Origin of the sequence: Nitrobacter sp., assembly GCF_051535235.1 — a bacterium.
Taxonomy (GTDB): Bacteria; Pseudomonadota; Alphaproteobacteria; order Rhizobiales; family Xanthobacteraceae; genus Nitrobacter.
In genome coordinates this window covers 44,628-69,672 of the sequence record NZ_JBPPLZ010000006.1, presented here as the reverse complement: position 1 = coordinate 69,672, position 25,045 = coordinate 44,628, and the positions used below count along the sequence as shown (strand labels likewise).

At 62.6% G+C, this 25,045-nt stretch carries 27 protein-coding genes; 10 read left to right on the top strand and 17 right to left on the bottom strand.

Going from position 1 to position 25,045, the window contains the following annotated elements:
- Window positions 1-11: 11 nt before the first annotated feature.
- The 6 genes from ACS3WA_RS09950 to ACS3WA_RS09925 form a co-directional block, all read right to left on the bottom strand.
- Window positions 12-1,409 (bottom strand): NAD(P)(+) transhydrogenase (Re/Si-specific) subunit beta, encoded by a 1,398-nt coding sequence (locus tag ACS3WA_RS09950; RefSeq protein ID WP_438278370.1) that lies wholly within the window; start codon window positions 1,407-1,409, stop codon window positions 12-14.
- A 158-nt stretch (window positions 1,410-1,567) separates the two neighbouring features.
- Window positions 1,568-1,885, bottom strand: a complete 318-nt coding sequence (locus ACS3WA_RS09945) for a proton-translocating transhydrogenase family protein (RefSeq protein WP_292610363.1) — start codon at window positions 1,883-1,885, stop codon at window positions 1,568-1,570.
- A gap of 178 nt (window positions 1,886-2,063) precedes the next feature.
- A complete protein-coding gene (locus ACS3WA_RS09940) occupies window positions 2,064-3,194 on the bottom strand; it encodes a Re/Si-specific NAD(P)(+) transhydrogenase subunit alpha (RefSeq protein ID WP_438278369.1) in 1,131 nt (376 codons plus the stop codon).
- A 95-nt stretch (window positions 3,195-3,289) separates the two neighbouring features.
- On the bottom strand, window positions 3,290-3,442 hold the full coding sequence (locus ACS3WA_RS09935) for an aa3-type cytochrome c oxidase subunit IV (protein WP_438278368.1): 153 nt from the start codon (window positions 3,440-3,442) through the stop codon (window positions 3,290-3,292).
- Between the two features lie 90 nt (window positions 3,443-3,532).
- Complete coding sequence (locus ACS3WA_RS09930; protein WP_438278367.1) at window positions 3,533-3,748, bottom strand: hypothetical protein; 216 nt, start codon at window positions 3,746-3,748, stop codon at window positions 3,533-3,535.
- A 110-nt stretch (window positions 3,749-3,858) separates the two neighbouring features.
- On the bottom strand, window positions 3,859-5,736 hold the full coding sequence (locus tag ACS3WA_RS09925; protein WP_438278366.1) for a M3 family oligoendopeptidase: 1,878 nt from the start codon (window positions 5,734-5,736) through the stop codon (window positions 3,859-3,861).
- A 147-nt stretch (window positions 5,737-5,883) separates the two neighbouring features.
- On the opposite strand from ACS3WA_RS09925, the gene ACS3WA_RS09920 reads away from it, so the two are divergent.
- The 3 genes from ACS3WA_RS09920 (at window position 5,884) to ACS3WA_RS09910 (ending at window position 11,945) form a co-directional block, all read left to right on the top strand.
- Window positions 5,884-7,377, top strand: a complete 1,494-nt coding sequence (locus ACS3WA_RS09920) for a sigma-54-dependent transcriptional regulator (RefSeq protein ID WP_438278365.1) — start codon at window positions 5,884-5,886, stop codon at window positions 7,375-7,377.
- 311 nt (window positions 7,378-7,688) lie between these two features.
- The gene (locus ACS3WA_RS09915; protein ID WP_438278364.1) at window positions 7,689-9,962 is read left to right on the top strand and encodes a L,D-transpeptidase family protein; all 2,274 of its coding nucleotides are present in this window, start codon (window positions 7,689-7,691) and stop codon (window positions 9,960-9,962) included.
- A gap of 390 nt (window positions 9,963-10,352) precedes the next feature.
- Window positions 10,353-11,945, top strand: coding sequence for a DUF882 domain-containing protein (locus ACS3WA_RS09910; RefSeq protein ID WP_438278363.1), 1,593 nt, complete (start codon window positions 10,353-10,355; stop codon window positions 11,943-11,945).
- 57 nt (window positions 11,946-12,002) lie between these two features.
- Here the strand turns inward: ACS3WA_RS09910 and ACS3WA_RS09905 are convergent, their stop codons facing one another.
- Together ACS3WA_RS09905 and ACS3WA_RS09900 are read right to left on the bottom strand one after the other, a co-directional pair.
- Window positions 12,003-12,272: a DUF2312 domain-containing protein gene (locus ACS3WA_RS09905; protein WP_292610372.1), complete on the bottom strand. Its 270-nt coding sequence runs from the start codon at window positions 12,270-12,272 to the stop codon at window positions 12,003-12,005.
- Window positions 12,273-12,571: 299 nt separating this feature from the next.
- Window positions 12,572-12,874: a DUF1244 domain-containing protein gene (locus ACS3WA_RS09900; protein ID WP_438278362.1), complete on the bottom strand. Its 303-nt coding sequence runs from the start codon at window positions 12,872-12,874 to the stop codon at window positions 12,572-12,574.
- Between the two features lie 187 nt (window positions 12,875-13,061).
- On the opposite strand from ACS3WA_RS09900, the gene ACS3WA_RS09895 reads away from it, so the two are divergent.
- From ACS3WA_RS09895 to ACS3WA_RS09885, 3 genes are all read left to right on the top strand, one after another.
- Window positions 13,062-13,646, top strand: coding sequence for a DUF1036 domain-containing protein (locus ACS3WA_RS09895; protein ID WP_438278361.1), 585 nt, complete (start codon window positions 13,062-13,064; stop codon window positions 13,644-13,646).
- Window positions 13,643-15,079, top strand: a complete 1,437-nt coding sequence (gene pyk, locus ACS3WA_RS09890; protein ID WP_438278360.1) for a pyruvate kinase — start codon at window positions 13,643-13,645, stop codon at window positions 15,077-15,079. The genes ACS3WA_RS09895 and pyk overlap by 4 nt, the downstream gene beginning before the upstream one ends.
- Before the next feature lie 232 nt (window positions 15,080-15,311).
- A complete protein-coding gene (locus ACS3WA_RS09885) occupies window positions 15,312-15,473 on the top strand; it encodes a hypothetical protein (protein ID WP_438278359.1) in 162 nt (53 codons plus the stop codon).
- Window positions 15,474-15,503: 30 nt separating this feature from the next.
- On the opposite strand, the gene ACS3WA_RS09880 is transcribed toward ACS3WA_RS09885, so the two are convergent.
- The 3 genes from ACS3WA_RS09880 to ykgO form a co-directional block, all read right to left on the bottom strand.
- Window positions 15,504-15,764 (bottom strand): hypothetical protein, encoded by a 261-nt coding sequence (locus tag ACS3WA_RS09880; protein ID WP_438278358.1) that lies wholly within the window; start codon window positions 15,762-15,764, stop codon window positions 15,504-15,506.
- 186 nt (window positions 15,765-15,950) lie between these two features.
- Complete coding sequence (locus ACS3WA_RS09875; RefSeq protein WP_438278357.1) at window positions 15,951-16,622, bottom strand: tetratricopeptide repeat protein; 672 nt, start codon at window positions 16,620-16,622, stop codon at window positions 15,951-15,953.
- A gap of 211 nt (window positions 16,623-16,833) precedes the next feature.
- Entirely contained in the window at window positions 16,834-16,959 is a 126-nt protein-coding gene (gene ykgO, locus ACS3WA_RS09870; protein WP_011314284.1) for a type B 50S ribosomal protein L36, read from the bottom strand.
- Between the two features lie 378 nt (window positions 16,960-17,337).
- Here ykgO and ACS3WA_RS09865 point away from each other — a divergent pair, with 378 nt between their 5' ends.
- Window positions 17,338-18,552: an EAL domain-containing protein gene (locus ACS3WA_RS09865; RefSeq protein ID WP_438278356.1), complete on the top strand. Its 1,215-nt coding sequence runs from the start codon at window positions 17,338-17,340 to the stop codon at window positions 18,550-18,552.
- Window positions 18,553-18,588: 36 nt separating this feature from the next.
- On the opposite strand, the gene ACS3WA_RS09860 is transcribed toward ACS3WA_RS09865, so the two are convergent.
- Both ACS3WA_RS09860 and ACS3WA_RS09855 read right to left on the bottom strand, forming a co-directional pair.
- Entirely contained in the window at window positions 18,589-18,951 is a 363-nt protein-coding gene (locus ACS3WA_RS09860; RefSeq protein ID WP_438278355.1) for a DUF3175 domain-containing protein, read from the bottom strand.
- A gap of 157 nt (window positions 18,952-19,108) precedes the next feature.
- Window positions 19,109-19,417, bottom strand: coding sequence for a cysteine rich repeat-containing protein (locus ACS3WA_RS09855; protein ID WP_438278354.1), 309 nt, complete (start codon window positions 19,415-19,417; stop codon window positions 19,109-19,111).
- A gap of 214 nt (window positions 19,418-19,631) precedes the next feature.
- Here ACS3WA_RS09855 and hemE point away from each other — a divergent pair, with 214 nt between their 5' ends.
- Entirely contained in the window at window positions 19,632-20,669 is a 1,038-nt protein-coding gene (hemE, locus tag ACS3WA_RS09850; RefSeq protein WP_438278516.1) for a uroporphyrinogen decarboxylase, read from the top strand.
- An 83-nt stretch (window positions 20,670-20,752) separates the two neighbouring features.
- Here the strand turns inward: hemE and ACS3WA_RS09845 are convergent, their stop codons facing one another.
- Entirely contained in the window at window positions 20,753-21,037 is a 285-nt protein-coding gene (locus tag ACS3WA_RS09845; RefSeq protein ID WP_438274218.1) for a sulfurtransferase TusA family protein, read from the bottom strand.
- A 137-nt stretch (window positions 21,038-21,174) separates the two neighbouring features.
- Between ACS3WA_RS09845 and mobA the strand changes: the two genes are divergently transcribed.
- On the top strand, window positions 21,175-21,864 hold the full coding sequence (gene mobA / locus ACS3WA_RS09840) for a molybdenum cofactor guanylyltransferase MobA (RefSeq protein WP_438278353.1): 690 nt from the start codon (window positions 21,175-21,177) through the stop codon (window positions 21,862-21,864).
- A 29-nt stretch (window positions 21,865-21,893) separates the two neighbouring features.
- Here the strand turns inward: mobA and msrA are convergent, their stop codons facing one another.
- Window positions 21,894-22,433, bottom strand: a complete 540-nt coding sequence (gene msrA / locus ACS3WA_RS09835; protein ID WP_438278352.1) for a peptide-methionine (S)-S-oxide reductase MsrA — start codon at window positions 22,431-22,433, stop codon at window positions 21,894-21,896.
- A 326-nt stretch (window positions 22,434-22,759) separates the two neighbouring features.
- On the opposite strand from msrA, the gene ACS3WA_RS09830 reads away from it, so the two are divergent.
- Window positions 22,760-22,990: a hypothetical protein gene (locus ACS3WA_RS09830; RefSeq protein WP_438274215.1), complete on the top strand. Its 231-nt coding sequence runs from the start codon at window positions 22,760-22,762 to the stop codon at window positions 22,988-22,990.
- Window positions 22,991-23,157: 167 nt separating this feature from the next.
- On the opposite strand, the gene ACS3WA_RS09825 is transcribed toward ACS3WA_RS09830, so the two are convergent.
- Together ACS3WA_RS09825 and ACS3WA_RS09820 are read right to left on the bottom strand one after the other, a co-directional pair.
- Window positions 23,158-23,898 carry a LuxR C-terminal-related transcriptional regulator gene (locus tag ACS3WA_RS09825; RefSeq protein WP_438278351.1) on the bottom strand — a complete coding sequence of 247 codons (741 nt, stop codon included), beginning with the start codon at window positions 23,896-23,898 and terminating at the stop codon, window positions 23,158-23,160.
- A 512-nt stretch (window positions 23,899-24,410) separates the two neighbouring features.
- On the bottom strand, window positions 24,411-24,950 hold the full coding sequence (locus ACS3WA_RS09820) for a hypothetical protein (protein ID WP_438278350.1): 540 nt from the start codon (window positions 24,948-24,950) through the stop codon (window positions 24,411-24,413).
- Window positions 24,951-25,045: the final 95 nt, after the last annotated feature.

Sequence of the window (25,045 nt, the reverse complement as noted above, 5' to 3'; positions counted from 1 at the left end):
ACTCCGCCGTATCACATCGCCTTGACGATATTCTCCGTCATCTTCTTGGCATCGCCAAGCAACATCATGGTGTTGTCGCGATAGAACAGTGGATTGTCGATACCGGCATAGCCCGACGCGAGCGAGCGCTTGATGAACATCACGGTGCCGGCCTTCCAGACCTGCAACACCGGCATACCGTAGATCGGCGAGGACTTGTCTTCCTCCGCCGCGGGGTTGGTGACGTCGTTGGCGCCGATCACGAAGGCGACGTCGGCCTGGGCGAATTCCGAATTGATGTCCTCGAGTTCGAACACCTCGTCATAGGGCACGTTGGCCTCGGCCAGCAGCACGTTCATATGGCCGGGCATCCGGCCCGCGACCGGATGGATCGCGTATTTGACCTCGACCCCCTCCTTCTTCAGCGCGTCCGCCATTTCGCGCACCGCGTGCTGGGCCTGCGCCACCGCCATGCCGTAGCCGGGCACGATGATGACCTTGGAGGCGTTCTTCATGATGAACGCCGCATCCTCGGCCGAGCCAAGCTTGGCGGGTTTCTGCTCGCCGCCGCCGGCAGCGGCCGCGCCGGTCTCGCCGCCGAAGCCGCCCAGAATCACCGAGATGAACGAGCGATTCATGGCGTGGCACATGATGTAGGACAGGATCGCGCCGGAGGAGCCGACCAGCGCGCCGGTGATGATCAACGCCGAATTGCCGAGCGTGAAGCCGATGCCAGCCGCCGCCCAGCCCGAATACGAGTTCAGCATCGAGATCACGACCGGCATGTCGGCGCCGCCGATCGGGATGATCAGCAGCACGCCGATCGCGAGCGCGAGAATCGTGATCACCCAGAAGTCGAGCACGCTGCCCGACATCACCAGGCCGTACATGAAGAAGATCAGCGCGAGAGCGAGCACGATGTTGATGATGTGGCGCGCCGGCAAAATGATCGGCGCGCCGCTCATGCGGCCCGACAGTTTCAGGAACGCGATCACCGAACCTGTGAAGGTCAACGCGCCGATGGCGACGCCGAGCGACATCTCGATCAGGCTCTGCGCATGGATATGACCAGGCGTGCCGATGCCGAAGGCTTCCGGCGCATAGAACGCGCCCGCGGCCACCAGCACCGCCGCCATGCCGACCAGCGAGTGGAACGCCGCCACCAGTTCCGGCATCGACGTCATCGGCACCCGGCGCGCGATCATCGCGCCGATGCCGCCGCCGATCGCGACCCCGAGAATGACCAGCAGCCATGCCAGCACGTCGGCGGGCGGATGCGAGGCGAGCGTGGTCGCGACCGCGATCGCCATGCCGGTCATGCCGAGGAAGTTGCCTTTCCGGCTCGACGCCGGACTCGACAGCCCGCGCAGCGACAGGATGAACAGGACGCCTGCGACGAGATAAAGCAGCGCGGAAAGATTGGCGTTCATGGCGGAGCCCCGACGTCTTGTCCCGGACGCGGCGCAGCGCAACGCGATGCGACGCAGAACCGGGGCCGTCCCAAATTGTGGCGGTCCCGGATCAGCGATGCAGCATGGCGTGCCGCCTCGCATCCGGGACACTGGAAATAACCCAGCATCGAAAAAATCTACTTCTGCTTCTTCTTGTACATCGCCAGCATTCGCTGGGTGACGAGGAAGCCGCCGAAGATATTCACGCAGGCAAAGACCAGCGCGACAAATCCGAAGGCCCGCGCCCAGCCCGAGCCGGCCGAGATCATGCCGACGCCGACGGCGAGCAACGCCCCGACCACAATCACCGAGGAGATCGCATTGGTGACCGACATCAGTGGCGTATGCAGCGCGGGCGTCACCGACCACACCACGAAATAGCCAACGAACACGGCCAGCACGAAAATCGACAGCCGGAAAACGAAGGGATCGACGGCCTGAACGATATGTTCCATCAGAATCTCGTTGCTTTCTTCACCTCTCCCCTCCGGCAGGTCGGCGAACGCGCTGAGCCGGGTGAAAGGTGGATGGGATGTTGGATATGAAAGCGGCCCCCTTACCCGCGCCTGATGGCGCGACCTCTGCCCGACGGGGAGAGGGCGGTAACCGGAGCGCGTTGGCGGACAACAACATTCATGCGCTTTTCGGCTGGAAATTCGGATGGATGACCGCGCCGTTCCTCGTCAGCGCGGTCGCCTTGACCAGTTCGTCGTCCCAGTTCACCGCGAGCGCCTTGGTCGTCTTGTCGACCAGCGTCTCGATGAACGAAAACAGGTTGCGGGCATAAAGACTCGAGGCCGAGGCGGCGACACGGCCCGCGACATTGGTGAAGCCGATGATCTTCACGCCATCGAGATCGGCGACCTTGCCAGCCTTGACACCCTCGACGTTACCGCCACGCTCGACCGCGAGATCGACCAGCACGGAGCCCGGCTTCATGGACCGCACCATCTCCGCGGTCACCAGCCTCGGCGCCGGGCGTCCGGGAATCAGCGCGGTCGTGATGATGATGTCCTGCTTCTTGATATGTTCCGCGGTCAGTTCAGCCTGCTTGGCCTGATACTCTTTCGACATTTCCTTGGCGTAGCCGCCGGCGGTCTGCGCGTTCTTGAACTCTTCGTCCTCGACCGCGAGGAATTTGGCGCCGAGACTTTCCACCTGCTCCTTGGTCGCGGGACGGACGTCGGTCGCGGTGACGACGGCGCCGAGGCGGCGCGCGGTCGCGATCGCCTGAAGGCCGGCAACGCCGACGCCCATGACGAACACCTTCGCGGCCGGCACGGTGCCGGCGGCGGTCATCATCATCGGAAATGCGCGGCCGAAGGCCTCAGCCGCCTCGATGACTGCACGGTAGCCGGCGAGATTCGCCTGGCTCGACAGCACGTCCATGACCTGGGCGCGCGTAATGCGCGGCATCAATTCCATCGCGAAGGCAGACACGCCGGCATCCGCGATCGTCTTGAGCGCAGCTTCGTTGCCGTAGGGGTCCATGATCGCGATCACCAGCGCGCCACGCTTGTAGCGTGCAAGCTCGCCGGCTTCCGGCCGCTTCACCTTGATGACGATGTCGGCATCCTGGACCGCGTCGGCGCTGACCACGGCGCCCGCGGCCACGAAGTCCGAATCCGGGACTCCAGACTTGATTCCGGCGCCCGGCTCGATGGCGACATCTGCGCCGAGCGCCTTGAACTTCTTCACCGTGTCGGGAGACGCGGCCACCCGCGGCTCCGACGGATCGATTTCCTTCGCTATCGCAATCTTCATGATGCCTCCCGCAGCCGACGGCCACGCACGATTAAAGCACCAGCCACATTGTTAGCGAACGGAAATCAAGGACGGCCCGAACGACGACCGGGCAATCAGGTGAGGAAAATCGCCATCAGCGAGACAAGGGTGATCACGGCAGCCGTGCCGACGGTCCCAAATTTAATGAACGCCTTATAGGTTTCCTCATGCGCCGGATAATCCATACCGTCCGCCGTCGAGTACACGATTTCGCTATGATCTGACACGTCTCGTCTCCAGCCAGGGTTGATCTTGCCCGGGAGGAATTAGCGCAATCGGAAGGACAGAGCAACGGTGTGGCGGCCGCCACGGCGATGTCATTGTTCTTTTATGTACAAAAGGAAGAAAAATAAGCGAGGAAGCCCGCAATTGCCCGGTTTTGCGCTCAGGTCGCGTCCCTGCCCCGCTTGTTTGACGGAAAATCGCCACCGCTGGTCGGCCGAGATGCGGAAATAGCGTCCAAACGCTGCCTCGCCGCCGGTGCGGTCGCGCAATCCGGCCTGCCAGCCCCCTGCCCTGTGCCGTTTTGCCACGGGCCCATCGTCCGTTGCGTCCCATAGGACTTTATTCTTGCACCCCGGCGCCGCCACGCTGGTTCACGCGAACGTCCGAGCGCCTGACACGCCATCTGTAAGGCCGGAGGCTATCCCATCGTCTCCAGTTCATCGATCATTCCGGCGATGACCGACAATCCGCCATCCCAGAACCTGGGATCTCTGGCGTCGAGCCCGAAAGGCTTCAGCAGTTCGGAATAATGCTTGGTACCCCCGGCGGCGAGCATCGCCAGATAGCGCTCGGCGAAGCCTTCGGCCGCGTGCTCATAGACAGCGTAAAGCGAGTTCACGAGGCAGTCTCCGAACGCATAGGCGTAGACGTAGAACGGCGAATGGATGAAGTGCGGAATGTACATCCAGAACGTCTCATAGCCCGGCTTGATCTCGATCGCGGGACCGAGACTTTCGCCCTGCACGCTGAGCCAGAGCTGGCCGATGCGCTCGGCGGTGAGCTCGCCGTTCTTGCGCTCGGTATGGACAGCGCGCTCGAAGGTATAGAACGCGATCTGCCGCACCACGGTGTTGATCATGTCCTCGACCTTGCCGGCGAGCAGCGCCTGCCGCTGCTTCGCGTTCCTGGTCTGCGCCAGCAGCCGCTTGAAGGTCAGCATCTCGCCGAACACGCTCGCCGTCTCCGCAAGCGTCAGCGGCGTCGGCGCCATCAGCGCGCCGTTCTTCGCGGCCAGCACCTGATGCACGCCGTGACCGAGTTCATGGGCGAGCGTCATCACGTCGCGCGGCTTGCCCTGATAGTTCATCAGCACATAGGGATGCGCCGACGGCGTGGTCGGATGCGAGAACGCGCCCGGCGCCTTGCCGGGACGCACCGGCGCGTCGATCCAGCGGTCGGTAAAGAAGCGTTCGGCGATGCCGGCCATCTCTGTTGAGAAATCGCCGTAGGCCGTCAGCACCATCTTGCGCGCGTCGCTCCACGGAATGACGCCGGTGGCGGCGAAAGGCAGCGGCGCATTGCGGTCCCAGTGCGCGAGCTTCTTCTTTTTGAACCAGCGCGCCTTCAGCGTGTAGTAGCGATGCGACAGCCGCGGATAGGCCGCGCGCACCGACGCCACCAGCGCATCGACAACCTCGCGCTCGACGCGGTTGTTCAGGTGGCGCGAATCCGCGACGTCCTGAAAGCCGCGCCAGCGGTCCGAGATGTCCTTGTCCTTGGCCAGCGTGTTGGTGATGAGTGCGAAGGTTCGCTCGTTGGCCTTGAACGTCTTCGCCAGCGCCTGACCGGCCGCCTTGCGCTTTTCGGGTGAGCGGTCCTGCAACAGGTTCAGCGTCGGTTCGATCGCAAGCTCCTTGCTTCCGACCTTGAAGCGCAAGCCCGCGATGGTCTGGTCGAACAGCCTGTTCCAGGCGGAGTAGCCGGTCTGCGACTTCTCATGGAAGAGCTTTTCGACCCGGTCCTCGAGTTGATACGGCTTGTCCTTGCGGCTGTCCTCGATCCACGGGCGATAGTGCCCAAGCTCCGGCGCCTGCATGGCGCGCTCGATCACGTCGTCGTCGATGCGGTTGAGTTCGAGCGTGAAGAACAGGAGATGCACCGAGGCGGCCGTCAGGCGCTCGGAAATATCGCCGTAGAATTTCGAGATCGCGGGATCGACGCTGTCGCCCGCATGGATCAAACCCGCATACGAGCCGAGCCGGCCTGCGAGGTCGTCGATCGCCTCATAGCGCCGCACGGCTTCGGCCAGCCACGTGCCGCCGTCGGATTTCGCCGTTTCCGTCGCGAGCCTGCCCTTGTAGTCGGCCTCGAACGCCTTGCAGTCCGCATCGACCGTGTCGAGATCGCGCGTCACCTCGGGCGCGTCGATGCCGGCATAAAGGTCGGCGAGATTCCATTCCGGCAGACGACCCGCATCCGGTTTCGCGACGGCACTTTTCGTCACCGCGGGTTTGCGATGAGAGGCGGGCTTGCGGGCGGCGGATTTGCGGGAGGCGGAGGAAGAACGCGAAGCCATTATCGATCCAGACTTTCTTTTCAGTTTCCGGTCAGGAAGAAAAAACTGTTGCACGACGACGGCGCGGCAAACCTTAAGAGCGCATTAATCAGCGTCCGCCAGTGTGCCTCGATTCGGTACAGATAGTTGTAGCGTGCGGGGAATGCCATGACTGCCACCATTTTGATCGCAGACGACGACGCGGTCCAGCGCCGGCTCGTCGAAAACATGGTGCGGCGGTCAGGCTATGAGGCGATCGTGGTCGAGGGAGGCGACGCGGCCATCGCCGCGCTGACGACCGCCGACGGCCCCGTCATCGATGCCCTCATCCTCGATCTTGTAATGCCCGGCCTCGACGGCATGGGCGTGCTGGCGAAAATCCGCGAAGCCGACATCAATGTCCCCGTCATCGTCCAGACCGCCCATGGCGGCATCGACAACGTGGTCTCGGCGATGCGCGCCGGCGCCCATGACTTCGTGATCAAGCCGGTCGGCATCGAGCGGCTGCAGGTCTCGTTACGCAATGCGCTCAATGCCAGCGCGCTGAAAAGCGAGTTGCGGCGGGTCCGCCACAGCCGCGAAGGCCGCCTCAGCTTCGCCGACATCATCACCCGCAGCGAGACCATGGCCAACGTGATGAAGGCGGCGAAAAAGGCCGCAAGTTCATCGATCCCGGTGCTGATCGAGGGCGAATCCGGCGTCGGCAAGGAACTGTTCGCGCGCGCGATCCACGGCACGAGCGACCGCAGCACAAAACCGTTCGTCGCCGTGAACTGCGGCGCCATTCCCGACAACCTCGTGGAGTCGATCCTGTTCGGTCACGAGAAGGGATCGTTCACCGGCGCGACCGAGCGCCACGCCGGCAAATTCGTCGAAGCCTCCGGGGGCACGCTGTTCCTCGACGAGGTCAGCGAACTGCCGCTGACGGCGCAGGTGAAACTGCTGCGCGCGCTGCAGGAGGGTGCGGTGGAAGCGGTCGGCGGCCGCAAGCCGGTCAAGGTCGACGTCCGCATCGTCTCGGCCACCAACAGGCGGCTGCTCGAACGCGTCAAGGCCGGTGAATTCAGGGAAGATCTGTTCTATCGCCTGCACGTGCTGCCGCTGACGATCCCGCCGCTTCGGATGCGGCGCGACGACATCCCGAACCTGCTGCGGCATTTTCTCGCGCGCTTCTGCGCCGAGGAAAACCGGACGATCGCTGGCATCAGCGGCGAGGCAATGGCGGGGCTGTCGCAGCTCAGCTGGCCCGGCAACATCCGCCAGCTCGAAAACGCGGTCTATCGCGCGGTGGTCATGAGCGAGGACGAGCAGCTCGGCCTTTCGGATTTTCCGCTGATCGGCGCGCCGCCGGCTGCCGAGACCGACGAGCCCCTGGTCATGGAGCCGGTGGTGCTTCGGATGGCGCACAACGTGATACCCGGTAATGAAATACCGATCGTTCCGCCTCTCCCCGATGCCAGCAGCCTCTCGATGCTGGCGCAAGACGGCGAAATGCGCCCCTTGGAAGAATTGGAGGCCGATATCATCCGCTTTGCGATTTCACATTACCGCGGGCAGATGTCCGAAGTGGCGCGACGGTTGAAGATCGGACGGTCCACACTCTACCGCAAGCTCGATGACATGGCGGCGAACGATGACATGGCGGCGAACGAGGAACAGTAACGGGCTTCCTCGCGTTCCCTGGGTACCGGTTGCGAGCAGCAGGGAGAAAAAATGTCGCGGACGTGAACCGTTGCGGCGCGGTGACAGACTGACGGAAAACACCTTTGAAAAAGGCGTGTCGCGTTGCAAACAGCGTATTTTTGAGGTCAGTTTGTCGTGAGTGGCCTCTGCGGCGCTGGCTGCCCGAATCGGGCGCGTGTAACGTCCGTGCATGAACGTGAATCGCCAATATTCAAGACTTGGCGAACGCTGGACGAAATCATCGGAAAATTGTTCCAGGCCGGGACAGTTTCACCCAAGGGGTGCTGAGAATGCGGGACTACGCGACTAACCGGACCGGTTTCGACCGCTTCCTGATGGCCCTTGCAGCCGCCTTTCTGACAGTCTCGGCCACGGCAGCATCCGCCCAGACGGACACCGCGAAGAAGAGTCCCGCCGAACTTGCAATCGATGCCGCTGTGCCGACGCCGGAGCCGGCGAACGTTCCGCCGCCCACCGCAGCCGATTTCAAGATGAACGACGTGCCGCCTGCTCCGCCCCTCGTCAGCAGGTCGAAACCGGCTGACAGCAAAACCGCCGACACGCCTGCCCCGCCGGCAGAGACGAAACCCGCCACCGCGAACGCCACTGACCCCGCGGCGCCTTCGAACGCGACGTCCGCCGACACCAAGGCTTCTGACGCGAAGGCTTCTGACGCGAAGATCTCCGACGCGAAGACGGAGGCCAAGCCGGCCGACGCCGCGACGCCGCGCGCTGAGGGCGCCAAGGCAGAGACCAAAACGGACGACGCAAAGAAGGACGCGACTGCAACGGTTAACCCCGCCGCCGCGACCGCCGCCTCACCGGCTGCCGGCGAGCCGGTGAAGGCCGCGAGCAACGTCCCCCCCGCGGATCAACCCGCGGCCGAGAAGCTGCACGAACTGCTCGATGCGAAGGCCGCAAAATTCTTCGATCGCAAGGCCGAGCGCACCGCGATCGAAAAATTCTACACGGAGCGAGGCTATGCCCCGATATGGACGGAGGGCGGCGCTCTGACGGCACAGGCCAAGGGCGTGATCGCGCGTCTGAAGGACGCCGCGGCCGATGGCCTCGATCCCGCCGACTATCCCGTGCCGAATTTTGCCGAAGCGGCGTCGCCGGATCAGATCGCCGAAGCCGACCTCAAGCTGACCGCGAGCATGATGGACTACGCCCGACAGGCCCAGAGCGGCCGGATGCACTGGTCGCAGGTCAGCGCGGATATCCAGTATCCGGAGCATCCGATCGATCCCGAGCAGGTTTTGAAGAACGTCACCACCGCGAAGGATGCCTCCGCAGCGCTCGACAGCTACAACCCGCCGCACAAGCTTTATCGGGAGTTGAAGCAGAAGCTCGCCGAACTCCGAAAGGCGTCGGAAGGCCCCGTGATCGAAATTGCCGAGGGCCCGAGCCTCGTATTTCGCAAGAATGCCATGATGGAGGATCCGCGCGTACCGCAGATTCGCGCCAGACTGGGCGTCGCTGAAAATCCCGACGATACCCACTATGATGCCGATGTCGCCGCCGCCGTGGAGGCTTTCCAGGGCCGCAGCCACCTCAAGCCCGACGGTGTTCTTGGCAACAACACTCTTCGCGCCATGAACGGCGTGAAGAAGGATCGTCAGATCGACACCATCATCGTCAACATGGAGCGCTGGCGTTGGCTGCCGCGCGAACTCGGCGCGCCGTCGCTCGGCGACGCCTACGCCATCCTGAACATTCCGGACTACTCGCTCAAGGTGATGCAGCACGGCGCGCAGGTCTGGAGCACTCGCGTTGTCGTCGGCAAGCCGGGGATTCATGCAACGCCGCTTTTGACGGAAACGATGAAGTACATCACCGTCAATCCGACCTGGAACGTGCCGCCGTCGATCATTTACAAGGAATACCTGCCCGCCTTGCAGCAGGATCCGACGGTGCTGGAACGCATGGGTCTCAAGCTCGAGCGGGACCGCAGCGGCGGCATCCACATTTCGCAGCCGCCGGGCGAACGCAATGCGCTGGGCCGTATCCGATTCAATTTCCCGAACAAGTTCCTGGTGTATCAGCACGATACGCCGGACAAATATCTGTTCGCCAAGGAGACGCGCGCTTTCAGCCATGGCTGCATGCGGGTGCAAAACCCCGACCAGTATGCCGCGACGCTGCTCAACATCGCCCTTCCGCAGGATCACTACACCCCGGAAAAGGTCCGAAGCATGTACGGCCGGAACGAGTTCGACATCAAATTCCCGACCCCGATTCCGGTCAACATCACCTATCAGACCGCGTTCGTGGACAGCGCCGGCAAACTGCAGATTCGTCCTGACGTCTACGGCCGTGACTCCACGATGCTGGCGCTGCTCCGCAACGCCAAGGGCCGGGATCTCGAGGCGGTGATCGCGCATGCCCAGCCGAACTATTCCCGTCCGAGAGGAGACATCCCGCAAGGCGTGGCTCTCAACGATAACGGCGGATTTGGCGGTGGTTTCACGAGCAGCGGCCCTTCGTTCTTCGAACGGCTGTTCGGTTTCCAGAATCCCCCTCCCCAGGTCGAGGACCGCCGTCGTCAGATCTATCGGCGCTAGCGCCTTCCCGCTTCTGATAGAATCAGAGGCGGGATGATTTTTATAATTTTGAATTTTGTTTTGGCGCGTTGGCTTCAGGCAAACCAACCGCCATTTCCGTCCAACCTGGCGGAAACACCCTTCGCCACCTGCCGGAAGACGGATTTAGTTGATTAAAAACAATCACTTCATCGTACAACCGGGCTCTTTTAACGTTAACCATTGTCCCCCGCGCCTTAATCCCCTGGCTCTTTTTTGCCACAGTCGGCGGGCTAGTTATCCTTTAGGAGGGGGCGGATTAAGGTAAATCCGGATTAACCCTCCTGCTCTACGACTTGAGTTTAGCCCTTCCACAAACGGGGTCGTGGAAAGGCTGCGCGACTTAATCGTCCTTCGGGTGGGCTCATTGACGTGCTTGCGGGTTTTGCACGCGGTTTGAAATCATTGTCGATTCCGCGGGCCGGTTACTGCATCGGCCTGACGTCGCTTCTGCTGCTGGCGGGCGCGGGATCGGTGCACGACGCGGCTGCGCTCAATGAGACGCGCACGCTTTCGTTTCATCACACCCATTCCAACGAAGATCTGACCGTCACCTTCAAGCGCAACGGCCGCTACGACGAAGCCGCGCTGAAGCAGCTCAATCACTATCTTCGCGACTGGCGCAGCCAGGAGCAGACCACCATGGATCGTCACCTCTTCGACATCCTCTGGGAGGTCTATCGCGACGTCGACGCCAGACAGCCGATCAACATCGTCTCCGCCTACCGCTCCCCCGCCACCAATGCCATGCTTCGCCGCCGCTCCGCGCATACCGGCGTCGCGCGATTCAGCCAGCACATGCTCGGCCACGCGATGGACTTCTTCATTCCAGGCGTGCAGCTCGAAAAAATCCGTTTTGCCGGTCTTCGCATGCAGCGCGGCGGTGTCGGCTTCTATCCCAAATCGGGCTCGCCCTTCGTTCATCTCGACACCGGCCATGTGCGACACTGGCCGCGCATGACCCACGATCAGCTCGTGCGCGTTTTCCCGAACGGCCGCACCGTGCACATTCCCTCCGACGGCAACCCGCTGCCTGGCTATGAGCTGGCAATGGCCGACATCGAGCGACGCGGCCAGAACGCGGATGAAGACGGAGCTGTGAAGAGCAAGCCGTCGAATTTCCTGCTGGCGCTGTTCCGCGGCAAGGCCGCCGCCGACGAGGATGACGATTCGGATGGCGCACCGGCGGTCCAGCCGCCTGTCCAGACGACGGTCGCCTCCGCGGCTCCGGCGACCTCGGCGGACCCGATCCCGCTGCCCCGGCCGAAGCCGGTCGCGGCATTCCGGCTCGCATCTGCCGATGCCCCGCCGGTTCCGCCGACAAAGCAGGCCGCGGCTGCGGTCAGCAAACCGCAAACCCCGGCCGACATCATCAATGCCCGCGGCTTCTGGGACGAAATGCCGGCTGCCCCGACCCAGGCCACGCCCGAACAGGTCGTCGCCGCCGTCAGCGCCCGCGGGGCGCTTGCCGCCGTCGACCCGCAGCCGACCTCCAGTATCTCCGAATCCTTACAGGCGCTGGCCTATGCGCCGGCGCCGAAAGACGTCCGCCGCGCGCGAATTGTCGCGGCCACCGCATCGATACCGCCGATCCGGCCCATCGCCCCCGCGCGCAATCCGATGGCTATAGACGGCGTGACAACGGTCCTCGTGAAAGGCGCAGGCGACCAGGGCGCCGTGGTGGCCACCTCGCGCCGACTGGCGCCGGCAGCCACGCGCGACAGCGATGTCTGGATGCGTGCGATGATCGTTGCTCCAAGCGCGAGCCGCACGATGTCGGCAACGGTCTTGGGCGACCAGGACATGACATTGATGCATATCTACTTCCAAAAGCCGGAACGGGCGATTGCGATGACCTTCTCCGACGATCCGCAGATGGGAATCCTCTGCGACCGGTTCAGCGGATCGGCCGTCGCCGCCCTGACCACGACACGTCTCGCGGCGCGCGGGCGCTCGCTGCGGTAAGTCGGTTCGAACTCGCATCGCGCGACCCGACGATCCTCTCGAGCGACCGCTCTCCGCTCACAGCATCCCCAGCGCCTGCATATAGGTCTCCAGGATGGTTTCCTGCTCCTGGCGCTCGTTGGCGTCCTGCTTGCGCATCCGCACGATGGTCCGCAGCGCCTTGACGTCGTAGCCATTGCCCTTGGCTTCGGCGTAGACGTCGCGAATATCGTCGGAAATCGTCTTCTTCTCTTCCTCGAGCCGCTCGATGCGCTCGATGATCGCCTTGAGCTGATCCTTGGCGAATCGGGTCGCGGGCTCTTCCTTGGCGGCGACGGCGGTGGCCATCCTGCTACTCCTGAAATCGATAAATGATGGGATGTGAGCCTGGACGCGCTGGCCGCTCACCACACGTGGAGACCGACACTCCCGAGCGGCGTGCTTGGCGTCAAGACGCCATCGCCTTCATCCACAGCGACGCACAGGCTGCATGAGAGGCTTTCGCTTCGATGGAATCAGAAGAGGGCTCCATGATTTTGTGTTGACGCGTTTTCTTGACGCGAACCAGCAGCCGTCCTCGGGTCGAGCCCAAGGACATGCTTCTCTCGAAAACGCCATAAGGCGCACGCGACCGCCCGCTCAAAACGTCAGTGACCGCTCCCGCTCTTCTTCATCGCAGCGAGTTGCTCCGGCGTCGCCGCGCCCTGATGCTTCGTCTTCCAGGTCTCATAGGGCATGCCGTACACAGCCTCTCGGCTTTCGTCCTTGGTCATGGCGGCCCCCTTTTCGTCGGCCGCCTCCTTGAGCCAGTTCGACAGGCAGTTGCGGCAGAAGCCCGCGAGATTCATCAGGTCGATATTCTGGACATCGGTCCGGGAGCGCAGGTGGGCGACCAGCCGCCGAAACACCGCGGCTTCCAGTTCCGTTTTTGTTTTGTCGTCAATGGTCATGAGCCGATCTCGTCATCGCCGGTCCGGACGGAGGTTTGGTTGGACTAGCCATGGATTCTACCATATCGCAGCGCTAATAGGAGTTTGCAGGTTGGAAAATGCGCACCTTGGCGTGAAAAGCGGGTTCCAGCCGTTGACAGGCCATAACGGGTCACGCGAAATCACGCAAAACGATTTGCCCCGCTAAATGACGAAATCAGATCCTCTCCCTCCTCCACCGGTCTCGCTGCGCGCGAGCACCGCGGGCCTCTTGCCCGCGCTCGGCATCCTCATTCTCTGCCTGTGGTCGGCGCCCGCGGCAGCCGACTTCCGGCTTTGCAACAACACCTCAAGCCGCGTCGGCATCGCCCTTGGCTACAAGGACGCCGAGGGCTGGACCACCGAGGGGTGGTGGAATGTCTCATCGCGTGCCTGCGAAACGCTGCTGCGTGGCACGCTCATCGCACGTTACTATTATATTTATGCTCTAGATTACGACCATGGCGGCGAATGGTCGGGACAGGCTTTTATGTGCTCGCGCGACAAGGAATTCACGATCAGAGGCACCGACAATTGTCTGGCACGCGGCTTCGACCGCACCGGCTTTTTCGAGATCGATACCGGAGACCAGCGTGCCTGGACCGTCCAATTGACGGAATCCGGCGAACACGGGCCGCAGATGCCCGGGATGCCTTCCCAGGGTTCATTTCCGGGTTTGCCCGATCCAGCGGGCGGAACGCCTCCGGGCGCGTCTGGACTGACGCCAGGCGCGTTGCCCGGACGTAAGCCATGAGACGTCTTCGCCGTATCAAGATTCTCGCCACGCTCGGACCGGCCTCCTCGGACAGCGCCATGGTCCGCCGTCTGTTCGAGGCGGGTGCCGACGTCTTCCGCATCAACATGAGCCACACCTCGCATGACAAGATGCGTGAACTGGTGGCGACGATCCGCAACGTCGAGGGCAGCTACGGCCGCCCGATCGGCATCCTGGTCGATTTGCAGGGACCCAAGCTGCGGATCGGCTCGTTTGCCGACGGCCCGATCCAGTTGAACAACGGCGACACGTTCGTGCTGGATTCCGACAAGACCCCGGGGAACAAGACCCGCGTCCACCTTCCGCATCCGGAAATCCTGGCGGCGCTGCGCCCCGGCCACACGCTGCTGCTGGACGACGGCAAGGTGCGCCTGATCGCCGAAGAGGCCTCCTCCGAGCGCGCCGTGACGCGCGTTGTCGTCGGCGGCAGGATGTCCGACCGCAAGGGTGTCAGCCTGCCCGACACCGATTTACCGGTGTCGGCGATGACGCAGAAGGACCGCTCCGATCTCGACGCGGCGCTGGAAGCCGGAGTCGACTGGATCGCGCTGTCGTTCGTGCAGCGCGCAGACGACGTGGCCGAGGCCAAGAAGATGATCCGGGGCCGGGCTTCGGTGATGGCCAAGATCGAGAAACCACAGGCCATCGACCGCCTGCCGGAAATCCTCGAAATGGCCGATGCGCTGATGGTCGCGCGCGGCGATCTCGGCGTGGAATTGCCGCTCGAACAGGTGCCCAGCCTTCAGAAGCAGATGACTCGGATGGCGCGGCGCGCCGGCAAGCCGGTGGTCATCGCGACGCAAATGCTGGAATCGATGATCCAGTCGCCGGTACCGACCCGCGCCGAAGTCTCCGACGTCGCCACCGCCGTTTATGAAGGCGCGGACGCCATCATGCTCTCCGCAGAGTCCGCGGCCGGAAAATATCCGGTGGAGGCCATCTCCACCATGAACCGCATCGCCGAAGAGGTGGAACGCGATCCGATCTATCGCGGCGTGCTCAACGCGCAGCGCGCCGAGCCGGAGCCGACCGTCGGCGACGCCATCGCCGACGCCGCGCGCCAGATTGCCGAAACGCTCGACCTCTCCGCGATCATCTGCTGGACCAGTTCCGGATCGACGGCGCTGCGCATGGCGCGCGAGCGCCCGAAACTTCCCGTGGTTGCCATCACACCGAACCTCGCGACGGGCCGCAAGCTGGCCGTGGCCTGGGGCGTGCATTGCGTGGTCGCGGAAGACGCCCATGACCAGGACGACATGGTCGATCGCGCCGGCAGCATTGCGTTCCGCGACGGTTTCGCCAAAGCGGGCCAGCGCATCATCATCGTGGCCGGCGTGCCGCTTGGCACGCCCGGCGCGACCAACATGGTCCGCATCGCCTTCGTCGGTCCGGACGGCGACGCGGGCGTTTAGAGCATGATCTCGAAAAGTGGAAAGCGGCTTTCGGAAAAGATCATGCTTAAACAAAAAGATAAGCGACGAGTCTGATTCAACGCAGTAGAAACAGACTCCAAGAGCAGTTTCCTGGCCTGCGAATGCAGCCGGTTATCCACGCAATCCACAGGAGCGCCCAGTCGACTCGCAAACTTTATTCACGTTCTCGATGAAAAGTGAGGCGTATTGAACCGGAGTAGGAGTACCTGAGATGAGTTTTGAAGCAGGCGAGGCTTTGATCGACGAGATCGTGGCATCATGCAACGGCGACGTTCGCGGTGCGCTGATGGCATTGCTGATGGTCAACGAGCGGCTGGAGGATGAACTGCAGCGGCTTTATGCGGCGGCGCGCGAAAGCAACAGATTGCATTAGATGCGTTCGTGGCGACGAGGCCGGGAGCCGTCAGTCTTTTTCCTTGTCATGGTCTTTGTCGTCCTGACCCTTCGGACATGCGCCGATTGAGGATCGGGCGAGCTTCGCATCGGCTCGGGATTGGTAAGGGCCATCCCCGAACCAGATGTCGCCGTCGTCGACGACCGGATTGCTGGTGACGATGTCACAGGACTCGGTGGCATGGTTGCCGACAACCCAGAATTGTCCTTCAGCCAAGCAGGCGCTTCCCGCGGCACAGACGAGGATCACGGCCAGCATCAGCGATTTCATGGTGCTCTCCGCTTCTGGTTCCCGGTGAATTGAGGGCCAAACCCGCATTAGCCGGAAATGTTTCATCGCGCTAAGCGTCAATGGCGATCTTGGTTAATTCGCAAGCGCCCCAGGGGCGCTGATGCGCGCGCCGCGACTACGACCACGTCCGGACAGGTTGCCCTGTGCTCCGACGCCTCGCGAATATCAGATATCTCGCCCTTCGACCTTTTCGGTCAACGTCTTGACCCGCTCGCGCACGTTTTCGAGATGCGGATTGATGGCGAGCGCCTTGCGGAAGGCTTCGAGCGCGCGCTTGTCGTCGCCGAGTTCCTGCATGATCATGCCGAGACCTGCCAGCGCGCCGAAGTGGCGCGGCTCGCGGACCAGCACCTGCTCGATGTCCTCAAGCGAACTCTGGTAGTCGTTCTGCAGGTAGTGCAGCGTCGCGCGCTGGTTCCATCCCTCGATGTAGTCAGGATGCAGCTTCAAAACCGCGTCCAGCAGCTTGAGGGCAATGTCGAACTGTTGGCCGTGCATCGCGACTTTCGCCCGCTGCATCAAAAGCACCGCCGTGTCGCTCGAAGTCCGGCTCCAGAGCGCCAGGATCTGCGCTTCGACATGCTTGGCGCTCTCCTCGTCCGGCGCGGCCTTGAGGGCCCCGAACAGGAAACCGAGTCCGTGAGCCTGATCCCTTGGAATTCCCGGCCGCTTCGAGGACAACGGCGGCAAGTCCTTGGGTTCAGTGGCCTCAGGCGGGGTGCCGTGCGGGAGGAGGCGCGGCGGAGCCTGCGCAGACGCGACCGCAGGCAGAACTCCGGCTGCCGCGGCTAGAATTGCGAGGCAAATACACCCTCTCACTGAGAGTTTCCGTTGCATTCGCGAGATCCGGATCAGTGCGAACTTCTGGCCGCCACTATAGCGTTTTCGGGCGGTCCGGGCACTGGTCGCGTGCAGAAAACGCGTCAGATCAAAATCGTGGGAGCCCCGCTTCTGAGTCCATCAGAAGCGGACTTCAACACGACGAAACGCCTGCGGTCCGCAGGCGTGGCAGAGAACTGTGATGATGAAGTCAGGCGACTGGCGCCAATCAGCCCTGACGAGCCTTGAAACGGCGCTGGGTCTTGTTGATCACATAGACCCTGCCCTTGCGGCGGACCAGGCGGTTGTCCCGGTGGCGCGAACGCAGCGATTTCAGCGAGTTACGGACCTTCATGGGAACGTTCCTGATTTTCCAAAGGCCGTATGCGACGGGCCGAAAACAGCAAAACCTGATCCCCGGCTTGCAGCGAAGCCGCCCAGGATGCGCGGTTTCTAGGCCATGGCGCCCCGGACTGTCAATGCAAACCGTCATGGGCAATCGTGGCGATCACGGATTTCCGCAGATCCCCGGCCAGAAGTCCCCAACCCTGCACCCCACAATGGATTTTCGTCGCGGACTTTTTAGTTCCCGGCTGTTCGATCTTGAATCGCTTTATCCGGGTTAACGATGCGTCGACATTCTCCGGTGCACGAGCGGTGCATCACCGAAACGAACCCTGATGGAGCCATAACAAACGGGTCACCTTGGCGTCCCGCCAAGCGAGGACCGTCTATGACCGACACAGCCAGCCCGGATGACAGAATTGCGGAAACGCCCTTCGGCAAGCGAAGGGTCAAACCCCGCGCCTGCATTGTCGAGAGCAAGCATCACGTGCGGTCGCTGCTCAGCGAGACGCTTGAGGAACAGGGGTTCATTCCGCACGGTTGCGCGACGCTTGACGACCTCGATGCCTCGTTGCGTTCGGATTTCCCCGACCTCATCGTCGTCAGCTTCTCGATAAACGGTCTTCCAATTACGGACGTCCTGAACCTGCTGGCAGCCCGGACCAGCGCCGCGATGGTGCTGTTGATCGGGCCGCTCGATGCACCCGCGGTCAGAGCGGCGCGGGAACTCGGCGAGAAACTGGCGCTTGAATTCCTGCCGATGTTGCCGACGCCCTTCAGCGACAAGGACCTGCACGAGCGAATCGCCGGCCTCGTGCCGGCCGACCCCCCCGCGCCGCCGGTCGATGTGGCCGAGGCGCTCGGCGCCGGCTGGCTCGAACTGTGGTATCAGCCCAAGATCGATGCGCGAAGCCTTGCGCTGGGCGGCGCCGAAGCTCTGATCCGGATGCGACATCCGAGCTGGGGCATCGTGCCGCCGGCCTATTTCATCCCCGACAAGGGCGATCCACATTTTCGGTCGCTCTCGCACTTTGTCATCGGCCGCGTTTTCCAGGACTGGCGCTATCTCGTCGCCAAATCCGGAAGCATCCATATGTCCATCAACCTGCCCCTCGCCTTCTTCACGGACGCCAATGCCGTCGACGATCTGCGTTTGCAGTTTCCGGCTCACCCCGCCTTCGATGGCTTGACCGTGGAGGTCGACAGCAGCGAAGTCGTCAAGAATCTGCCGCTCGCGATCGAGGCCGCGCAGCGGCTGCGATTCCACAACATCGGCTTTTCGCTCGACGACGTCGGTACCGAATGGCCGACGCTGGCCGCGCTGAACGAATTTCCATTCGCCGAAATCAAGCTGGACCGCCAGTTCGTCGACGGCAGTTCGTCTGCGCGACTCAAGCGTTCCGTCTGTCGCCGGATCGTCGATCTGGCCAAGAGGCACGGCGTCAAAACGGTGGCTGAAGGCGTCGAGACCCGCGACGATTTCCTTGCGATGCACGGCATCGGTGTCGATTTCATCCAGGGCTTTCTGTTCGGCAAGCCGATGACCACCCGGAAGTTCGCGCGCAACAGCCGCCGGCCGCCGGCCTTCGTTCCCGTTGCCTAGAGCCTTCTCGCTGCCGGCAAAACCAAGAAGCGAGGCTCAGCCAGCCTTGCCGAACGCCTTGCGTAGTTCGCCCTTGGCAGCCTCGAGCATCCGACGACGAGAGGCGGAGATATTTTTGCCGCCGCGGTTGATATAGAACACCAGCATCGACATCGCCGACCGATAGGGATCGCTCTTGCGCCGATGGCTCTGCTCGGCGGAGCGCTTCAGCGACCGGGCAATGGCGGCGGCGCTACGCTGCTTGAACACTCCTTGCTTGAGATCGAGCGCATCGCTGGTCGCCGTCACCCGGCCCGACCACTTGCGAACCGGCTTCTTCCGGCGTGCCGACGATTTCGCCCTGCCCTTTGTCTTCGTGCGATGAGCCGGCTTGCGCGTCGATGTCGATACCTTTGTCAATGTGGCCTCCTAGTCAATGTGGCCTCCTGTCGGGAATAGCGCCGGTCGTGGCCGAGCGCATCACGGCAACGGCGCGGGCCTCGAATCGGTTCACATTTTTTGTGAACACCAGGTCGCCGCCATGAATTCCCGGACAGCAGGCACTGCCGCTGACGAACTATTGCTGACCGTGGGGTCCGACCGGGCTTCCGGTTGCTTTCGCCGCCACATCGTCGCCGGTCGCTTCGGCATTGGACTCGAACACCGCGCGGCACGGCGCGCCAAGCTGCGTCTGGTTCTGCCGCAGACAGGCGACGATGCGGCCGACGTCGGGAATCTCGCTCCCGCATAACCTGAAGACGTCCGGGGTGCAGGCCATCCGCTGAGCGAACGTGCCGCGATAGTCTTCCGCGACCGCGGGGCGCGTGAGAGTCGCGACGCCGGCAGCCAGAATCCCGAAAACCAGGGCCACCCTGTAGCTGTGCATGTGTCACCTCTTCCGAATGCTTCACATGCCGACACCTCCTCAAACCATTGAGGCGGCAGAAAGGTTCGTTTCTGGCAATATGATGGGGGGGCAGCTTGGGGGGAACAGCTTGCGGGTTGCTTCAGGCGCTGCCCGTTGCCGTAGACCCTGCGGGTCGTGTATCAGACCATACGGAACCAACCCAGTGACGGAACACGCCTTGGCCCAGGATTCGATCACCAAACCCTTTCTCGAGGTGCTTTCGGGCCGGCGTCAGGCTATCCCGCCGATCTGGATGATGCGGCAGGCGGGCCGCTATCTGCCCGAATATCGCGAGCTGCGCGCCAAAGCCGGCGGTTTTCTCGACCTCTGCTTCACGCCGGAATTCGCCGCCGAGGTGACCTTGCAGCCGATCCGCCGCTTCGGCTTCGACGCGGCGATCATTTTCTCCGATATCCTCGTCATTCCCTACGCGCTCGGCCGCTCGGTGCGCTTCGAGGCCGGCGAAGGCCCGCGGCTCGATCCGCTGGATACGCCGGACAAGGTTGCGGGGCTGGCCCGCGAAGCCGACATGACGAAGCTCGAGCCGGTGTTCGAGGCGTTGCGCCGCGTCAAGCGTGAGCTCGGTTCAAAAACCGCGCTGATCGGTTTCTGCGGCGCGCCATGGACGGTCGCGACCTACATGGTCGCGGGACACGGCACGCCCGATCAGGCGCCGGCGCGGATGATGGCCTATCGCCACCCCGACGCCTTCGCAAAAGCCATCGATGCGATCGTCGACAACTCGATCCGCTATCTGCTCGGCCAGCTCAAGGCCGGCGCCGATGCGCTGCAGATTTTCGATACATGGGCCGGCGTGCTGCCGCCACGCGAATTCGCGCGCTGGTCGATCGAACCCACCAAACGCATTGTCGCAGGCGTGCGCAGGCAGGTGCCGGACGCGAAGATCATCGGATTTCCCCGTGGCGCCGGCGCGCTGCTGCCATCCTACATCGAAGCGACCGGCGTCGACGCCGTCAGCATCGACTGGACGACCGAGCCGTCATTGATCCGGGACAAGGTTCAGAACCGGGTCGCGGTTCAAGGCAATCTCGACCCGCTGGCACTGATCGCCGGCGGCGATGCGCTCGACCGCGCGGTCGATGACGTGCTGACGAATTTTGCCGGAGGACGTCTGATTTTCAACCTCGGCCACGGCATTCAACCGGAAACGCCGATTGCACACGTCGAACAGATGATCCGCCGGGTACGCGGGAACGGCGCGCGCCCGTAGAACGCGCACCCGTAGAATCTATCCAATGTTCATGGGATGATGACCGTCGCGGCCATCTTATCCGCCAACGGCCCGTTGCAGGGTCACTTGACGTAGGGACACCAGGACCGCAGCGAGAAGCGGGCGTCCAGCGGCACCGGACCTCCGCCTTTTTTGATCAAAAAAACGATTCGTCGCTCCGCGCGTTCGGTGATTTCCACGGAATCGCCGGTCTCCCGAACCAGATTCGGAATATCGATCACCGAGAGCGGGTCGGTGCAATGCACCTCCAGCCGGTCGCCGGGCGTCAGCGATTTCAAGGCCTTGCGGGTCTTGAGCGCCGGCATCGGGCACTTCAGCCCGCTCAGATCGAGTTTCGTTATCAGCATCCCATAAACATGGCGAATCCAGATGGGACCGTCAACCGGCGGCCGGTCATGTCTGCATCACATTGGACGCGAGCGGGCCCCGTTTCGGGGATGCTTTGCAACCGATCACGCCCTATTGTTCGTCGACCGGACGACACATGACGAGTAGCACACGCATCGACGCAGCCTCCCCGGCGGACTTTCCGCCGACGCCGACCGTCATTCTCGCAGGCGGCCTTGCGCGGCGGATCGGGGGCGGCGACAAGCCGATGCGCCGGATCGGCGGCCAGACCATTCTGGCCCGCGTCATCGCGCGGCTGTCGCCCCAGTGCGGCCAACTTATCCTCAATGCCAACGGCGATCCCGCGCGGTTCGCAGCATTCGGCCTGCCTGTGATCGCCGACACCGTGGCGGATTTTCCGGGCCCGCTCGCGGGGATTCTCGCCGCCCTCGACTGGGCGGCTGAGCAACGATCGGGCATCCAATGGATCGTGAGCGCACCCGGCGACTGTCCATTCCTGCCGCGCGATCTGGTTGCGCGGCTGCATCGCGCGCGGAGCGAGAATGACGCCCAGCTTGCGGTCGCCGCCTCGGGCGGGCGGGCGCATCCGGTGGCGGGACTTTGGTCCGTGACATTGCGCGACGAGTTACGTCAGGCGCTGACGTCCGAAGGTCTCAGAAAGGTCGATAGCTGGACCGCACGCTACAGGCTCGCCACGGTGTCATGGCCGACCGACCCGTTCGACCCATTCTTCAACATCAATACTGCCGGCGATCTTTCCGAGGCCGAACGGCTCGCGGCGCTGGACGGCGACGCCGACAGGCCGGCCGGCTGCATCGTGTCGTAGGATCGAAGATCCGGTCGGCATGGCCTTCCTCAACGAGCGCCGCTGGCCATCGCCTGACCGGCTTCCTGCCTGCGCGGCAGCTTCCAGTTCGGCCGGACAAAGTGGCAGGTATAGCCATCCGGATAACGCTCCAGATAATCCTGATGCTCGGGCTCGGCTTCCCAGAACGGTCCGGCCGGCGCAAGCTCGGTGACAGCCTTGCCCGGCCAAAGGCCGGACGCATTCACGTCGGCGATGGTGTCTTCGGCGACCCGCTTCTGCTCGTCGCTGGTGTAGAAGATCGCTGACCGATAGCTTGCGCCGCGATCGTTGCCCTGCCGGTTCGGCGTGGTGGGATCGTGAATCTGGAAGAAGAACTCCAGCAGTTGCCGGTAGCTGAGCGCGTTCGGATCCAAGATGATTTCGATGGCCTCGGCATGGCTGCCGTGATTGCGATAGGTTGCATTCGGCACCTCGCCGCCGGTGTAGCCCACCCGTGTCGAGATCACGCCGGGATACCGGCGCAACAGGTCCTGCATGCCCCAGAAGCAGCCCCCGGCGAGGACCGCGCGTTCCGTTGAAGCTGTCATGTCTGTTCCTCTCCCGTCTGCTCTCCGGCGGGCAGGTCAGGTCCCGCCGTTCCTTCCCATCTGGCTATCGGGCGACTGTTGATCAAGCCGACCGCGCAGGCGCAACAAGCGCAGATCATGGGGAACAGGCCCGTGCCGAGACGCGACGGCGCGGAGCCGCCGAAACGGCCGTGAAATCGGGGCCGGGCCACTAAACTCCGGCCCATTGCACATCCGGCCTACAGTCGCAACCCGGATTCCCCGGTTGCATCGGAACCCCCTGCCGAGCTATTCGGAGAGCCGGTCTGGGACGAGTGTCCGAGCTTTCAAATCAAATGAGGACTGGAATGCCTTTAAAGGTAGATGACACGAAGTTTGCGCTGGACGATCACGCCCCCTTTGGAAAGCTCTGGGGCAGGCTTTTGATCGACGTGGTGGATAGCGATACCGACACCAGGCGGACGATCCAGCTCGAGGTCCTTTTGGAGAAGAGCGACCGCTATCCCTTCTTTCACTATGAAAAGCTGGCGCGGGCGGAAGCCAAGAAATTGCTGAGCACAGTTGCAGAGCAATTGTAGTTTTTCGCCGTCCGTCGAACCCCGTGGTCCCTCGCTTCGGCAGATCCCGGACGGCACTTTCACAATCGGGCTGAGCTAACGTCCCGCCCACCGGGGTTGTCCAATGCCTGGCTGCTTTGGACAATGCCGTCGCTTGTCGCGGCGGCCGACGCGCCCATACGCTGGACTCACGTGTTCGATGCGGGCTTTTGATCCGCGGTCTTGTCGAACAGGCTGCTTGCCATTATCGCGACCTCGGTCCGGTTCCGCGCCTTCAGCTTGCGCATGATGTGGCGGATATGGACCTTGACGGTGCTTTCACACATGCCGAGTTCGTAGGCGATCTGCTTGTTCGCCTTGCCGCGGCAGAGTGCTTCAACGACCATGATCTGGCGTGCAGTGAATAACTGGCTTTCGCCATTACCCGCATTCTGGAACGAAGACACCACGCTGATCGGCACGAACGTGCCGCCCGCCTCGACCAGCCGTACGGCTTCGACGGCGATGCCAAGCGTCATGCTGGTTGGGATATAGCCCCGCGCACCGCTCTCGATGGCGCTCATGATCCGTGAACCGTCCTCGACATCGGAGATGATGATCAGAGGGGCGCTCACGGCGACGCGCGCGAGATTCTCGACGTCATCGGATTCGTCTGACGCTTTCTTCTGGCGGGTCTGAACGTAAAGAAGAATGACCGACGGGGCAGGAAAGTCGTCATGGACTTTCATCCAGTCCGCCAGCGTCGCGAATGCGAAAACCTGATGACCGGCATAGGCGGCCTGCAGACAATGCGCCAGACAATCGCGAACAAGCGCGCGATTGTCGATGATGACAATGATGTTTCCGGCAATCTTTGTTTCGTCGGAAAATGAATCTTCCGTCCCCTTGAAGCGCCGCGCGTTGGGGCCGCTTTGGTCGGAGTCCGGCACATCCGGTATGGATATCGAGGAAAGTACGGAGAGACGAGGTTTCGCAAAGACCTGCCAAGGCGGTGCAATATCAGTCGGTTTTTGAGCGCGAACAGCGTTTTGCAGGCTCGCCTGCGATTGCGGCGGCGATGCCCCGCACGATGCGCTTCCAACATTCAACTGTGGCCGGGAAGCGAGTGGAGGACGCGGATAAATGACCGGGGCCGGACCAGTCATCGTGCGTGCGCTTTGATCTTTATGCGCAACCGGTGAAATGAAATAATTGGATAAAGAAACGTTATGAAAATGACTTCGATTACTCGCGCTCATTGGGTACCCCTACTAACCCGATTGAAACGCTGCTACGGACAGGCAGTCCACCCTCCTGTCTGAAACCTTCCGTGGTCAGCTCACTGCGACGCCAAAAAATGCTTGATTCAGGTTGTCCCTACCTGAAGATGACCAATCCTATTAGATTTTGAGCGCCCGGAAAACATAAAATTATTCGTGAATATGACAGGTTCCTTTGAACCTCAAGGCAGGCTGGTCGATGGGAGCGTTGCGATAAAGGCGTCGAAGTTATCACTCCAATTGCCTGTGAGCGGATTGGATATCGACATCGCGCCGCGCTCGTCTCCAGCAAATAACTGCTCCTCCGCGGATGAGACCGGCTCCTGCCATGGTTCATATCCGATCGAGGCGACGGCTGCGGATCCGCAAAGACGCGAAGCGACTATTGTTGCGCTGTAGCATCCATACTGGAATTCGCGCGGATGCGATTTGCTGAGAGTCAGCGCGTCCTCGCCGATCAGATCGGCATCCATTCCCGTTATCGCTCCCCAGGCCCGTGATTGAACAATGCCCAGATCACGGTCCTGCAAGTTTCGGCTCTCGATGCGTGCGACGATGGTGATGAGCGTCATCATGAAGCCGACCAGGTATGGATCGCGCCACGCGGTGTCGGGAATGCCGTTCAGTGAGGCTCGGCTTCGTTCAACCAGTGGACCGATCGTCTGCACCGCTGCTCGGCGTCCTCTCCTGACCTCGGCCAATGCGACCGCCCAGCGCAGCAATTTCTCCTCCTTGGCCGGATGTTGACCGGAACGCTCTCGCAGCGAAGACTTGTCTTCTTCGCTATCCTACGAGACGATGGCGCCGCAGGACAGTG

Excerpts from the sequence above, each read along its gene's own strand:
- pyk (WP_438278360.1), top strand. The coding sequence starts at position 13,643 with ATGAGACGTCTTCGCCGTATCAAGATTCTCGCCACGCTCGGACCGGCC.
- ACS3WA_RS09855 (WP_438278354.1), bottom strand. The coding sequence starts at position 19,417 with ATGCACAGCTACAGGGTGGCCCTGGTTTTCGGGATTCTGGCTGCCGGC.
- ACS3WA_RS09920 (WP_438278365.1), top strand. The coding sequence starts at position 5,884 with ATGACTGCCACCATTTTGATCGCAGACGACGACGCGGTCCAGCGCCGG.
- ACS3WA_RS09945 (WP_292610363.1), bottom strand. The coding sequence starts at position 1,885 with ATGGAACATATCGTTCAGGCCGTCGATCCCTTCGTTTTCCGGCTGTCG.
- mobA (WP_438278353.1), top strand. The coding sequence starts at position 21,175 with ATGACGAGTAGCACACGCATCGACGCAGCCTCCCCGGCGGACTTTCCG.
- ACS3WA_RS09895 (WP_438278361.1), top strand. The coding sequence starts at position 13,062 with ATGACGAAATCAGATCCTCTCCCTCCTCCACCGGTCTCGCTGCGCGCG.
- ACS3WA_RS09900 (WP_438278362.1), bottom strand. The coding sequence starts at position 12,874 with ATGACCATTGACGACAAAACAAAAACGGAACTGGAAGCCGCGGTGTTT.
- ACS3WA_RS09875 (WP_438278357.1), bottom strand. The coding sequence starts at position 16,622 with ATGCAACGGAAACTCTCAGTGAGAGGGTGTATTTGCCTCGCAATTCTA.
- ACS3WA_RS09880 (WP_438278358.1), bottom strand. The coding sequence starts at position 15,764 with ATGAAATCGCTGATGCTGGCCGTGATCCTCGTCTGTGCCGCGGGAAGC.
- ykgO (WP_011314284.1), bottom strand. The coding sequence starts at position 16,959 with ATGAAGGTCCGTAACTCGCTGAAATCGCTGCGTTCGCGCCACCGGGAC.
- ACS3WA_RS09845 (WP_438274218.1), bottom strand. The coding sequence starts at position 21,037 with ATGCTGATAACGAAACTCGATCTGAGCGGGCTGAAGTGCCCGATGCCG.
- ACS3WA_RS09950 (WP_438278370.1), bottom strand. The coding sequence starts at position 1,409 with ATGAACGCCAATCTTTCCGCGCTGCTTTATCTCGTCGCAGGCGTCCTG.
- ACS3WA_RS09940 (WP_438278369.1), bottom strand. The coding sequence starts at position 3,194 with ATGAAGATTGCGATAGCGAAGGAAATCGATCCGTCGGAGCCGCGGGTG.
- ACS3WA_RS09865 (WP_438278356.1), top strand. The coding sequence starts at position 17,338 with ATGACCGACACAGCCAGCCCGGATGACAGAATTGCGGAAACGCCCTTC.
- ACS3WA_RS09905 (WP_292610372.1), bottom strand. The coding sequence starts at position 12,272 with ATGGCCACCGCCGTCGCCGCCAAGGAAGAGCCCGCGACCCGATTCGCC.
- ACS3WA_RS09830 (WP_438274215.1), top strand. The coding sequence starts at position 22,760 with ATGCCTTTAAAGGTAGATGACACGAAGTTTGCGCTGGACGATCACGCC.
- ACS3WA_RS09885 (WP_438278359.1), top strand. The coding sequence starts at position 15,312 with ATGAGTTTTGAAGCAGGCGAGGCTTTGATCGACGAGATCGTGGCATCA.
- msrA (WP_438278352.1), bottom strand. The coding sequence starts at position 22,433 with ATGACAGCTTCAACGGAACGCGCGGTCCTCGCCGGGGGCTGCTTCTGG.
- ACS3WA_RS09915 (WP_438278364.1), top strand. The coding sequence starts at position 7,689 with ATGCGGGACTACGCGACTAACCGGACCGGTTTCGACCGCTTCCTGATG.
- ACS3WA_RS09925 (WP_438278366.1), bottom strand. The coding sequence starts at position 5,736 with ATGGCTTCGCGTTCTTCCTCCGCCTCCCGCAAATCCGCCGCCCGCAAG.